Raw genomic sequence first — 12,460 nt, forward strand, 5'->3', positions numbered from 1 at the left:
CACGTGAACGACCACGGGGCCCCCGCTGCACTTAACGGCCCGAGCGTTTCGCAGCGAGTGGCGCTCGCACGCCGAGGCGCACGCGCGCGGCTTCAGGCGGCCGGCATCGCTTCAGCCGACGCCGAAGCGCGGCTCATCGTTCTCCATGCAGCGCAGGCCGAGACTTCCCTCGTGCTCCTTGACCAGCTCCCCGAGACCTTCGAGGCTGACGTCGACGCGGTTCTCACGCGACGCGAAAGGCGCGAGCCCCTTCAACTGATCCTCGGTCAAGCCCCCTTTCGGCACCTCACACTCGAGACCGCTCGCGGCGTGTTCATCCCGCGGCCCGAGACCGAAACGGCACTCGACATCGCCCATGACTGGACGCGCGAGGAAGGCCGGCGAGCGTCGGACCCGCTGCACGCCCTCGACGCCTGCACCGGAAGTGGAACCCTCGCCGCAGCGCTCCTTGACGAATTTCCGGCCGCCCGCGTGAGCGCGTTCGACGTGAACCCGCGTGCCGTGCAGCTTGCGCAGCGCAACTGCGCAGCATCCGGACCGGGGCGCTTCTGCGTTTTTCACGCAGAACTACCCACAGGCCTCACTGAACTCGACGGTTTCGTCGATACGCACATAGTCGAGCGTCCGCTCGACCTCGTCATCGCGAACCCGCCCTATATTCCCGCGCGCGCGATTCCCGCCGACGCCGAGGTGCGCGAGTACGACCCGCACGAGGCACTGTTCGGGGGAGGGGAGAGTGGCCTCGACGTTCCTCGCGCCGTGATCAACCTTGCCGCACGCCTGCTGCGACCACGAGGCCTGCTCATCATGGAACACGACGAAAGCCAGGGAGCGCCGACGCGAGCCCTCGCCGCAGAGACACAGAGTTTTGACACGATTGAGACCGCGCGCGACCTCACGGGACGCGACCGCTTCCTCGTGGCGCGCGCAGCACAACAAGTGAGAGAATGACGCACGTGAGCGTATACGACTACACCGACGAATCCACGCGTGACGGAGCCCTCGAGGCTGCTACCGCCGCGGTCAAGGATGGCAAACTCATCGTTTTGCCGACCGACACCGTGTACGGCATCGGCGCCGACGCCTTCAACAAAGACGCCGTACAGGCACTCCTCGACGCGAAGGGGCGAGGCCGCGAATTCCCGCCGCCCGTGCTCATCGGCGACCCGAATGTCATGCACGCGCTCGGGTTCGATATTCCGCCGATCATCGAAGACCTCGTCGAGGAATACTGGCCCGGCGCGCTCACGGTGATCGTTAAAGCCCAGCCGTCTTTGCACTGGGACCTCGGCAACACCAAAGGCACCGTCGCGTTGCGGATGCCCGATCACGAGGCTGCAATTGCACTGCTCAAGAAAACGGGACCGCTCGCCGTTTCGAGCGCGAACAAGCACGGCGGCGATGCCGCCAAGAGCGTCATGGATGCGGCCGTGCAACTCGGCGACGCGGTTGAGGTCTACGTCGATGGCGGCAAGAGTCGCATCGGCGAGTCCTCCACGATCATCGACGCGACCGTGAATCCGCCCGAAATTCTCCGTCGCGGCGCACTGAGCGAAGAGGAGATCGTCGCGAAGTTCGGCGAGATTTTCACCCCCGAAAAGCCTGTACAGCCCGAAGACGAACAAGCAGGCGAGGGGGCCGAGGCATCTCAAGAACAGTCACCTGCCGGCGAGGATAAGGCCGACGCTTGAGGGTTTACCTCTTTCTACTGCTCATCGCCGCGGCCGTCACCTATCTCGTGACGCCCGCGGCGCGCGTCGTTGCACGGCGCATCGGCGCAATGACCGCCGTTCGTGAACGCGATGTGCACAGGGACGTGACACCGCGCCTCGGCGGAGTAGCGATGTTCGCGGGGGTCGCGGTCGCGATGCTTCTTGCCTCGAACGTGCCCTTCCTCGAACCGATCTTTCGTGGCTCGTTCAAGGTGTGGTCGATCCTCATCGCGGGTGGGCTCATATGTCTGCTCGGCGGCCTCGACGACAAATTCGACCTCGACTGGCTGACGAAGCTCGCCGGTCAAGTGCTCATCGCGCTCTTCGTTGCCTCGCAAGGAGTGCAACTCACGACCCTCCCGATCGGTGGCCTCACGCTCATTTCCGCTCGCTCATCGCTCATCTTGACCGTCATCGTGATTGTGGCAGCGATGAACGCCGTGAACTTCATCGATGGGCTCGACGGCCTCGCCTCCGGAGTCATGGCGATCGGCGGAGTGGCGTTCTTTATTTACGCCTACCTCCTCACGCGAGACGTATCCTCCACCGACTATTCGTCGATGGCGGCTCTCATCACTGCGGTCATGATCGGGGCGTGCCTTGGGTTCCTGCCTCACAACTTTTCCAAAGCGCGCATCTTCATGGGGGATTCGGGAGCCCTCTTTCTCGGTCTTTTGCTCGTCTCGGCAACCATCGCCGTCACGGGCCAGGTCGATCCGGCTCGCCTCGCCCCCTCCGATGCCTTTGGCCAGCTTCTCCCGATCCTCATGCCCGTGGGCGTGATGATCCTTCCAGCCCTCGACATGGTGCTCGCGGTTGTCCGGCGCGTGGGAAGTGGGAAATCGCCGTTTCATGCCGACCGTCGGCACCTGCACCACCGCCTTTTGAACCTGGGGCACTCAAAACTCGGCGCTGTACTCATCATGTACACGTGGACGGCACTCGTGTCGCTGTGCCTGCTCGCACCCGTGTTCTTCGAAGCGAAGACAGCCGCGTTTATTTGGATCGGCTCGCTCGTCGTCGCTATAGTCGTGACGCTTGACCCCCTGCGAGCGCTCCACCGTGCTCGCCGCAACAAGGACGTGGAGAAAACCGCATGAGCACCGCAGAAAAGAACCGCGCGTACAACAACGCACTGGTGCAAAAAGCGATCGTGAGCGCGGTGATCGTAGGTGCCGTCATCGCTGCCGTCGTTGTGCTCGTTGCCTGGATCGGCTTCGATCCGCTCGCCCGCAATGGCGCGATCGTCGGCGCTCTCCTCTCTCTCGTGGTGACGCTGCCCGCACTCATCGTCGCGTACTGGGGTATCGCTCAAAGCCCGCTCATCATGCTCGGGACGGTTGCGTGCACGTGGGGAGGCAAAATGCTCGCCCTCATCCTGTGTCTCATCCTGCTCAAAGGAGAGGCATGGCTCTCAATGCAATGGGTGGGAATTGCGCTTCTCTTCGGTGCCGTCGCCCCAATTGCGGTCGAAGGAGCGCTGCTCGCGCGAACCCGCCCGAAAATTGAGGTGTAAGAGGTACCGACCTGAGCCAAAAGTCCGCCTCGTCCTCTGTTATATTGATTCAGAATGCTGAGCGAATAGCGACGCAGCCTGCGCAGGTGCTGAATGCACGTGCATGGCGTGCAAACCGCCTCGAACAGATCGTCCCGTGCCCGTGGCTCGCGAAACGCGCGCCGACAACTCTGGAGTAAGAGCAGTTGATTCCTAGCGAAACTTCGCGCCTTGTCGCTGAAGGTGGGCTGGATTTTCACACCCCTTCCCTCGCCGACTTTTTCCCCGATGCGATTCTCTTTGCGGGCACTCCGTTTGAGTTCAACCGCATACAGCTCATTCGCCTCATCGTGGTCGTGGGATGCCTCGCGATCACATACGCAATCGCCTCTCGAGCCAAGGTTGTGCCGGGGCGCATCCAAAGCATCTTCGAGCTCTTCATGGGCTTCATTCGCGACAATGCGATCGAGCCCGTGCTCGGTAAGGCTAAGGGGCGCCGCTTCGCACCCATGCTCTACACGCTCTTCTTCCTCATCCTCGCGATGAACCTTGCCGGTGTGACCCCGGGCCTCAACCTCGCGGGCACCTCCGTGATCGGCATGCCATTCCTGCTGGCGATGTGGACCTTCGGCACCTACGTGTACTGCGGCATGAAGCAGCACGGCTTCCTCGGCTACTTCAAACACGAAACCATGCCTCCGGGCGTGCCGAAGCCTGTGTACATCCTGCTCGCCCCGATCGAGTTTCTCCAGCTCGCCGTCGTGCGCTGGTTCTCGCTCACCGTGCGTCTTCTCGCCAACATGGTCGCGGGCCACATGATGCTCGTCGTGTTCATCTCCCTCTCGCAAGCGCTCCTGTTCTCAGGGACATGGCTCATTGCCGCGACCCCCTTCGCGGGAGCTTTCGCACTCGGCATTTTCGGCTTCGAAATCTTCGTTGCCCTTCTGCAGGCCTTCATCTTCACAGTGCTTTCCGCCGTGTACATCAACATGGCGACGAGTGAAAGCCACTAAGGCGTCTAGATTTTTCCGATTTTCCACCCCGAGCTTCGGCTCACAACCGAAACCCTGCCCGGCAATGCGGCAGAAAACTGAAAGGAATACCCTCGTGGGCACCACCATCCTCGCTGAAATCAACGGCAACCTCTCCTCGCTCAGCTACGGCATCGCCGCTTTCGGCCCGGCCCTCGGCCTCGGCCTGATCGGTGCTAAGACCGTCGAGTCGATGGCGCGCCAGCCCGAGATCCGCGGTTCGCTCCAGACCACGATGCTTATCGCCATGGCGTTCGTCGAGATCATTGCGCTCCTCGCGGTTGTGACCGGCCTTCTCTTCTCCTGAGGTTAATTCCGAATGTATCTGGCAAGTGGAGAAGGAGAGGTCAGCAAGTACGCCTTGCTGATCCCCGAGGTCCCCGACATTATTTGGAGTGCCGTCTTCATCCTCATCTTTGCCTTCGTATTCATGATGTTCGTGCTCCCGAAGATGAACGGGGCTCTCGACGAACGAGCAGCGAAGATCGAGGGAGGAATCCGTAAGGCGGAAGAGGCCCAGTACGAGGCCGATCGTCTCAAGGCAATGCAGGAAAGCGAACTCGCTGCTGCACGCCGTGAAGCGGCAGAGATGCGCGAGAAGGCCCGAGAAGAGGGCACTCGCATCATCGAAGAGGCACGTACGCGCGCAAGCCTCGAGACCGAACGCATGATCGGTCTCGGCAAGCAGCAGATCGAAGCTGAACAGGCGCAGGCAAGCGCCGAGCTTCGCGGTGAGGTTGGCTCGCTCGCGAGTACCCTCGCCTCGAAGATCGTTGGCGAATCGCTCACCGATGATGAGCGTTCGCGCCGCGTGATCGATCGGTTCCTCGACGAGCTCGAATCGTCGACGGCGGCGAAGTAAGGAAGGCACAGCACATGCGCGGAGTTTCCGCCAAGTCGCTCCAGAGCGTGCTACGGCGCGCAGCGGAGTCAACCTCGGCGAACACCCCCAGCACCGAGATCGCGAGCGAGCTCTTCGAAGCCGTGCGCGTCATTGACTCGAGCAACCAGCTCGTGCGCCTCATGAGCGACCCCGGTCGCGATGAGGACCTCAAGGCCGATGTCGTGCGGCGCCTTTTCGGCGGTCGCGTGAGCGAGGCCGCTCTCGAGGTCCTTCTTGAGGCCTCGCGGTGCACGTGGTCCGAGCAAAACCACCTCCTCGAGGGCATCGAGTTCGCGGGTGTTTCGCTCGTTCTCGATGAAGCTCGAGGGCGCGGCACGGCGCACGCCGTTGAAGAAGAACTCTTCCAGGTTGCGCGCCTCGTCGAGGACACCCCGGAGCTGTCCGAAGCATTCGACTCCAAGCGCGACGACGTCTCGGCGCGCGTAGGGATCATCGAACGTCTTCTGGGCGGCAAGGTGGATGAGGCAACCGTCTCACTCGCCGCGCAAGCGGTGAGCTTCGAGCCCGAAGCCAAGGTTCCCGCCCGTCTGCTCGAGTTCGCGAACTTCGCGAGCGCCGAACGCGACCGCCGCTCCGGCGTCGTGACAAGCGCGATCGCGTTGAGCCCCGAGCAGCAGGAACGCCTCACGCGCATCCTCTCCGCCCGTTACGGCGGCGAGCTGAGCCTGAATTACGAGATCGACCCGAGCGTGATTGGCGGCCTCCGCATCACGATCGGCGACGACCTCTACGACGCCACGATCTTCGGCCGCGTTCGCGATGCTCGCGAACGCATTTCCGCCTAAGAATCACCAACGAGAACACGTATCACCCCTCCCGGTACCGCCGGGAATGACCAAGAAGGAAGCGGAGCGCGATGGCCGAGCTCACCATTCGTCCCGAAGACATCCGGGACGCTCTCGACACTGCGGTGTCGAATTACCAGCCCCAGAACGCAGGTCGCGAAGAAATCGGCCGCGTCACCGAATCAGCAGACGGCATTGCACGCGTCTCGGGCCTGCCGAACCTCATGGCAAACGAACTCGTGCGCTTCGAGGACGGCACGCTTGGCCTCGCTCTTAACCTTGAACTTCGCGAGGTCGGCGTCGTCGTGCTCGGTGAATTCACCGGCATTGAAGAAGGGCAGGAGGTGCGCCGCACCGGGGAGGTCCTTTCGGTCCCCGTTGGCGACGGCTACCTCGGCCGCGTCGTTGACCCGATGGGCCGCCCGATCGACGGCCTCGGCGAGATCGCGACGACCGGCCGCCGTGCCCTCGAACTTCAGGCCCCCGGCGTTATGCAGCGCAAGAGCGTGAAGGAGCCTCTCCAGACCGGCATCAAGGCCATCGACTCGATGACCCCGATCGGTCGCGGCCAGCGCCAGCTCATTATTGGCGACCGCCAGACCGGTAAGACCACGATCGCCGTCGATACGATCCTCAACCAGAAGGCCAACTGGGAATCGGGCGACCCCGAACAGCAGGTGCGATGCATCTACGTCGCCGTCGGCCAGAAGGGCTCGACGATCGCCTCGGTGCGTGCGACCCTCGAGGAAAACGGCGCGCTCGAATACACGACCATCGTTGCGGCCCCCGCTTCCGATCCGGCCGGCTTCAAGTACATCGCGCCCTACGCGGGATCGGCGATCGGCCAGCACTGGATGTATGAAGGCAAGCACGTCCTCATCGTGTTCGACGACCTGTCGAAGCAGGCCGAGGCCTACCGCGCCGTGTCGCTTCTTCTTCGCCGTCCGCCGGGCCGCGAGGCATACCCGGGCGACGTCTTCTTCCTCCACTCGCGTCTGCTCGAGCGCTGCGCAAAGCTCTCGGACGACATGGGCGGCGGCTCGATGACCGGTCTCCCGATCATCGAAACGAAGGCAAACGACGTCTCGGCGTACATTCCGACCAACGTCATTTCGATCACCGACGGCCAGTGCTTCCTCCAGTCGGATCTGTTCAACGCGAACCAGCGCCCCGCAGTGGACGTCGGCATCTCGGTGTCGCGCGTTGGCGGCTCGGCCCAGACCAAGGCCATGAAGGGCGTCTCCGGTACCCTCAAGATCTCGCTCGCGCAGTACCGCGACCTCGAGGCGTTCGCGATGTTCGCCTCGGATCTCGATGCCGCTTCGAAGCAGCAGCTTGCGCGCGGTGCTCGCCTGACTGAGCTCCTCAAGCAGGGCCAGGCCAACCCCATGCCCATGGAGGAACAGGTTGTGTCGATCTGGGCCGGCACGCGCGGCAAGCTCGACGACATCGAAGTTGACGACATCCTCGAGTTCGAAGAGCGCCTGCACGAGTTCCTGCGCCACAATGGCACGATCCTCGAAACGATCCGCGAGACCAAGAAGTTCGCCCCGGAGACCGAGGCGGAACTCGAGACCGTGATCGAGAACGTCAAGCGCGACTACTTCGCTGCAAAGCAGAAGGACGCCGTGTACGACAACACGGGCGTGATCGAAGACGAGGACATCGAGCAAGAGTCGATCCTGAAGTCCTCCAAGTAGTGGCGGATGTTCGAGAAATAGAACGTTAGTCACGAGGGAGAGATATGGGAGCCCAGCAAAGGGAATACAAGAAGCGGATCGGCTCCGCGAAGGGCATGAAGAAAATTTTTCAGGCCCAGGAAATGATCGCGGCTGCCCGAATCTCGAAGGCACACGCACGCGTGCAGGCCACGACCCCGTACGCGAAAGCGATTACGGACGCGATTGCCTCGGTCGTTCAGCACGCGGAGGAGACGAACCACCCGTTCCTCGAAGCGGATCGCACGTTCTCCAACCGCGTCGGTGTTCTCCTCATTACCTCGGATCGCGGCATGGCCGGTTCCTACTCGCCAAGCGCGATTCGCGAGGCCGAACACCTCACGAATAAGCTGCGCGAAGAGGGCAAGCAGCCGGTCCTGTACGTCGTTGGCCGCAAGGGCGACTCGTACTACCGCTTCCGCAACCGACCCGCCGAAAAGTCGTGGATTGGCGTCAAAGAGGAAGACCTTCCGAAGCTCGGTCGCGAAATTTCGGCGCTCTTTCGCGAGGCACTCCTTGCGGAAGAGGTTGAGGAGCACCTCGATGAGCTGTACGTCGTGGGGCACCGGTTCACGAATCGTTTCCGCCAGGATGTGAACGTCGTGCGCCTCGTCCCGTTGCAGTTGAGTGCCGACGGTGCCGAGAGCCGGTTGACCCGCCAGTACCCGCTGTACGAGTACACGCCGAGCGCCGATGAGGTGTTTGAGCAGCTCGTGCCGCGATACGTTGAATCGCGCATCATCAATATTCTTCTGCAGTCGATCGCGTCGGAGCACGCGAGCAGGCAGAAGGCGATGAAGACCGCGACCGACAATGCGGAAACGCAGATTCAGAAGTTCACTCGCCTTGCGAACTCCGCTCGCCAGGCAGAGATCACGCAAGAAATTACGGAGATCGTGGGCGGAGCGGACGCCCTCAATGCCTCCGGCAGGAAAGAACGCTGAGCGAGAAAGCACATTTGGAGTAGAAGAATGACCATCACCGAAAACGCCCCGGCTCAGACCGAGGCTAGCGCCGCCATCGGTCGTGTCGCTCGCGTGACCGGCGCCGTTGTCGACGTCGAATTCCCCGCGGGCCAGATCCCGGACATGTACAACGCGCTCGTCACCGAGATCGAGCTGCCCACTGGCGACGAGGACGGTGGCTCAGCCACCCAGACCCTCACGCTTGAGGTTGCCCAGCACCTCGGCGACGGCATGGTGCGAGGAATCGCCCTCAAGCCGACCGACGGTCTCGTGCGCGGCCAGGCCGTGCGCGACACGGGCGCACCGATTTCCGTCCCCGTTGGCGACTTCACCCTCGGGCGCGTGTTCGACGTTGTCGGCAACGTGCTCAACGGAGAAAAGGGCGAGAAGCTCGAGATCAACGAACGCTGGCCCATTCACCGCAAGGCCCCGAACTTCGATCAGCTCGAGTCGAAGACCCAGATGTTCGAGACCGGCATCAAGTCGATCGACCTGCTGACGCCCTACGTGCAGGGCGGCAAGATTGGTCTGTTCGGCGGCGCCGGCGTGGGCAAGACCGTTCTCATCCAGGAGATGATTTACCGCGTGGCGAACAACCACGACGGTGTCTCGGTGTTCGCGGGCGTCGGCGAACGTACCCGTGAAGGTTGGGACCTCATCGAAGAAATGACCGAATCGGGCGTGATCGAGAAGACCGCCCTTGTGTTCGGCCAGATGGACGAGCCGCCGGGCACGCGCCTTCGCGTGGCGCTTTCGGCGCTGACGATGGCGGAGTACTTCCGTGACGTCCAGAACCAGGACGTGCTCCTGTTCATCGACAACATCTTCCGCTTCACGCAGGCGGGCTCTGAGGTGTCGACGCTGCTCGGCCGTATGCCGTCGGCAGTGGGTTACCAGCCGAACCTCGCGGACGAGATGGGCGTGCTCCAGGAGCGCATTACCTCGACCCGCGGCCACTCGATTACGTCGATGCAGGCGATTTACGTTCCCGCTGACGACTACACCGACCCGGCTCCGGCTACGACCTTCGCGCACCTTGACGCAACGACCGAGCTGAGCCGTGAGATCGCCTCGCGTGGTCTGTACCCCGCGATCGATCCGCTCGCCTCGACCTCGCGCATCCTCGACCCGCGCTACATCGGGCAGGATCACTACGATGTTGCGGTTCGCGTCAAGCAGATTCTCCAGCGCAACAAGGAGCTTCAGGACATCATCGCGATGCTCGGTGTCGATGAGCTTTCCGAAGAGGACAAGGTCATCGTGGCGCGCGCACGCCGCATCCAGCAGTTCCTTTCGCAGAACACTCACATGGCGAAGCAGTTCACCGGCGTCGACGGCTCGGACGTCCCGCTGCGCGACACCATCGAAGGCTTCAAGGGTATCTGCGACGGCGAGTTCGACCACATCGCCGAGCAGGCGTTCTTCAACGTCGGCGGCATCGACGATGTGCTTCGTAACTGGGACCGCATCCAGAAGGAAACCTCGAAGTGAGCGCCATGAAGGTCAACTTCGTGTCGGCCGAGGGCAGCATCTGGGAAGGCGAAGCCGAGTACGTTTCAGTGTTCGCCATCGACGGTGCGATGGGCATTATGGCCGGCATGGAGCCGCATCTTGCACTCCTGAGCGAGGGGCCCGTGGTGATTACCGAAGTCGGTGGAGCGAAGCACGAGTTCCAGGTCACGGGCGGTTTCTGCTCCGTTGACGCCGAGGTCGTGAACGTCGTTGCCGACGAGGTTCTCACCGAGGAAGCGGCCCGCGAGGCGGCTCTTGCACGCTCTACTCCGTCATCAGAGCTCGAAGGAGAGGCCGAGACCGACTAAGGGTCTTTCCTCTTCTCCGTGAAAAGCGGCCCCGCCAGCGCACCGTGTGTGCGGCGGGGCCGCTTTCCTGTGCCGTGTCTCCACGCGGCCGAATGCCGCCGTGCGAGAACGAAAAGAACGGGGCCGCTTAGGAGGCGTCGGAACTGAACCACTCACCCGCGTGCATGACCCGTTCGGCCTCGAGCCCCTCGGCGCTCACGAGTGCGAGGTCCGCGCGGGCGCCTTCACGGATCTCGCCGATGTCGTGGCGGCCGAGGACGCGTGCGGGGGTTGCGGTTGCGGCGAGAACAGCGCGCTCAAGCGACACGCCTGCCTCGAGGTGGGCGAAGCGCACGACATCGAGCAGGTGGGCGGTGCCTCCCGCGATCGCGCCGCCCTCGGTGAGGGTCGCGACGCCGTCTTTGACCGTGACGGGAAGCGAGCCGAGAACGTAGTCGCCGTCGGCCATTCCCGTCGCGGCCATCGCGTCGGTGATGAGCATGATGTGCCCGTCGGTGATGAGATCGAAGGTGTACCGCACGGTGTCGGCGGAGGTGTGGACACCGTCGGCGATGAGCTCGGCGACGACCGTGCCGGCGGCGGCCTGGTCGATCGCGGCGAATGCAGGGCCGGCATCACGGTGATGGATGGGGCGCATCGCGTTGAACAGGTGGGTGGCGGTTGGTTTCGTGGAACGGGCGACGGGGCCGACGCTTGCGAGCTCCTCGTGTGCCTTCTGGATTGCGGTGACCATCTGTTCACCCGTGCAGTCTGTGTGGCCATAGCTCGGGAGGGCTCCGTGCGCGATTAGGGCCCGGGACACGCCGCCATCGAGGTCCGCTTCGGGGGCGATCGTCATCGTCGCGATCGTGCCGCCTCCCGCTTCAAGGAGCGCGAGAGTGCGCGCGGCGTCCCCCTCAGCGATGAACTGGGGGTCGTGAGCGCCCTTGCGAGCGTGGGAGATGAAAGGGCCCTCGAGGTGGATTCCCGCCAGTTCACCGGCCTCGACGAGGGACCGTAGCGCGCGCACCCTCGACATGAGCGTGTCCTGCGCGGCTGTCACGAGTGAGGCAACGATGCTCGTCGTGCCGTGGGCGCGGTGCTCCGCGATCGCCGGCGCCGCTTGCGCCGGGTCCTCGGTATCGGGGAAGGAGAATCCGCCGCCGCCGTGGCAGTGGATGTCCACGAGCCCCGGGAGAATGAGGCCGTCGTGGCGCACGTGCTCATCGGCATTGAGCTCCGAGGGGAGTGCGCTCTCGGGCCCCGCGTACGTGATTGTGTCGCCGTCGATAAGGATCGAGGCTTCGGAAAGGAAAGAGCCGGAGATAAAAGCGGTGCCGTCGATGCGTTGCGTCATTTAGAAGAGCCTCATTTCGGAGTTGTCGATTCCACGCAGTTCGTCGTAATCAAGGGTGAGGCATTCGAAGCCGCGGTCCTTTGCGAGGGTGCGTGCTTGCGGCTTGATTTCCTGTGCTGCAAACATGCCGGTCACGGGGGCGAGGAGCGGATCGCGATTGAGGAGTTCGACGTAGCGGGTGAGCTGCTCGACGCCGTCGATCTCACCGCGGCGCTTGATTTCGATCGCGACCGTGCCACCTTCGGGGTTCTTCGCGAGGATGTCGACGGGCCCAATCGCGGTGGGGTATTCGCGGCGCACAAGCTTCCACCCTTCGCCGATGCTCGCCATGTTTTCGGCAAGAAGCGCTTGAAGATGCGCCTCGACTCCGGCCTTTTCGAGCCCTGGGTCGATGCCCAGGTCGTGGCTCATTTCCTCAATGATCTCGAATACCGTGATTTCGAGACTGTCGCCGGTCTTCTTATGCGTGACCTTCCACGTTTCGAGTGCATCCTCCGCGTCTGCGGGCTCGATTGTGAGCGAGCACGGAGGGGCCATCCAGTTGAGGGGCTTGTAGCTGCCGCCGTCGGAGTGCACGAGCACGCTTCCATCGGCTTTCACCATGAGGAGCCGGGGGGCCCGCGCGAGGTGCGCCGTTAGCCGCCCGACGTAATTGACAGAACATTCCGCTAGAACTAATCGCACTGGTAAAGAC

General features: G+C 63.1%; 14 protein-coding genes. 12 read left to right on the plus strand and 2 right to left on the minus strand.

Annotated elements, in window-relative coordinates; all coding sequences use genetic code 11:
* Positions 1-3: 3 nt before the first annotated feature.
* From prmC to DEHOM01_RS04570, 12 genes are all read left to right on the plus strand, one after another.
* On the plus strand, positions 4-951 hold the full coding sequence (gene prmC / locus DEHOM01_RS04515) for a peptide chain release factor N(5)-glutamine methyltransferase (RefSeq protein WP_061211696.1): 948 nt from the start codon (positions 4-6) through the stop codon (positions 949-951).
* Positions 948-1,691: an L-threonylcarbamoyladenylate synthase gene (locus DEHOM01_RS04520; protein WP_061211697.1), complete on the plus strand. Its 744-nt coding sequence runs from the start codon at positions 948-950 to the stop codon at positions 1,689-1,691. Before prmC ends, DEHOM01_RS04520 begins: the two co-directional genes overlap by 4 nt.
* Entirely contained in the window at positions 1,688-2,812 is a 1,125-nt protein-coding gene (locus DEHOM01_RS04525; protein WP_061211698.1) for a glycosyltransferase family 4 protein, read from the plus strand. Before DEHOM01_RS04520 ends, DEHOM01_RS04525 begins: the two co-directional genes overlap by 4 nt.
* Positions 2,809-3,228 (plus strand): hypothetical protein, encoded by a 420-nt coding sequence (locus DEHOM01_RS04530; protein WP_061211699.1) that lies wholly within the window; start codon positions 2,809-2,811, stop codon positions 3,226-3,228. The genes DEHOM01_RS04525 and DEHOM01_RS04530 overlap by 4 nt, the downstream gene beginning before the upstream one ends.
* A gap of 185 nt (positions 3,229-3,413) precedes the next feature.
* Complete coding sequence (gene atpB, locus DEHOM01_RS04535) at positions 3,414-4,220, plus strand: F0F1 ATP synthase subunit A (RefSeq protein WP_082738710.1); 807 nt, start codon at positions 3,414-3,416, stop codon at positions 4,218-4,220.
* Between the two features lie 64 nt (positions 4,221-4,284).
* Complete coding sequence (atpE, locus tag DEHOM01_RS04540; protein ID WP_276546606.1) at positions 4,285-4,545, plus strand: ATP synthase F0 subunit C; 261 nt, start codon at positions 4,285-4,287, stop codon at positions 4,543-4,545.
* 12 nt (positions 4,546-4,557) lie between these two features.
* Entirely contained in the window at positions 4,558-5,100 is a 543-nt protein-coding gene (locus DEHOM01_RS04545) for a F0F1 ATP synthase subunit B (protein ID WP_061211700.1), read from the plus strand.
* A gap of 14 nt (positions 5,101-5,114) precedes the next feature.
* Positions 5,115-5,927, plus strand: coding sequence for a F0F1 ATP synthase subunit delta (locus DEHOM01_RS04550; protein WP_061211701.1), 813 nt, complete (start codon positions 5,115-5,117; stop codon positions 5,925-5,927).
* Between the two features lie 71 nt (positions 5,928-5,998).
* Entirely contained in the window at positions 5,999-7,627 is a 1,629-nt protein-coding gene (gene atpA, locus DEHOM01_RS04555) for a F0F1 ATP synthase subunit alpha (protein ID WP_061211702.1), read from the plus strand.
* Between the two features lie 44 nt (positions 7,628-7,671).
* Positions 7,672-8,589, plus strand: coding sequence for a F0F1 ATP synthase subunit gamma (locus DEHOM01_RS04560; RefSeq protein ID WP_061211703.1), 918 nt, complete (start codon positions 7,672-7,674; stop codon positions 8,587-8,589).
* 27 nt (positions 8,590-8,616) lie between these two features.
* Positions 8,617-10,101 carry a F0F1 ATP synthase subunit beta gene (gene atpD, locus DEHOM01_RS04565; protein ID WP_061211704.1) on the plus strand — a complete coding sequence of 495 codons (1,485 nt, stop codon included), beginning with the start codon at positions 8,617-8,619 and terminating at the stop codon, positions 10,099-10,101.
* A gap of 5 nt (positions 10,102-10,106) precedes the next feature.
* On the plus strand, positions 10,107-10,430 hold the full coding sequence (locus tag DEHOM01_RS04570) for a F0F1 ATP synthase subunit epsilon (protein ID WP_070436287.1): 324 nt from the start codon (positions 10,107-10,109) through the stop codon (positions 10,428-10,430).
* Positions 10,431-10,557: 127 nt separating this feature from the next.
* On the opposite strand, the gene DEHOM01_RS04575 is transcribed toward DEHOM01_RS04570, so the two are convergent.
* Both DEHOM01_RS04575 and nucS read right to left on the minus strand, forming a co-directional pair.
* Complete coding sequence (locus tag DEHOM01_RS04575; RefSeq protein ID WP_061211705.1) at positions 10,558-11,766, minus strand: N-acetylglucosamine-6-phosphate deacetylase; 1,209 nt, start codon at positions 11,764-11,766, stop codon at positions 10,558-10,560.
* Positions 11,767-12,450: an endonuclease NucS gene (nucS, locus tag DEHOM01_RS04580; protein ID WP_061211706.1), complete on the minus strand. Its 684-nt coding sequence runs from the start codon at positions 12,448-12,450 to the stop codon at positions 11,767-11,769.
* Positions 12,451-12,460 lie beyond the last annotated feature (10 nt).

This window comes from Dermabacter hominis NBRC 106157, assembly GCF_001570785.1.
Lineage (GTDB): Bacteria > Actinomycetota > Actinomycetes > Actinomycetales > Dermabacteraceae > Dermabacter > Dermabacter hominis.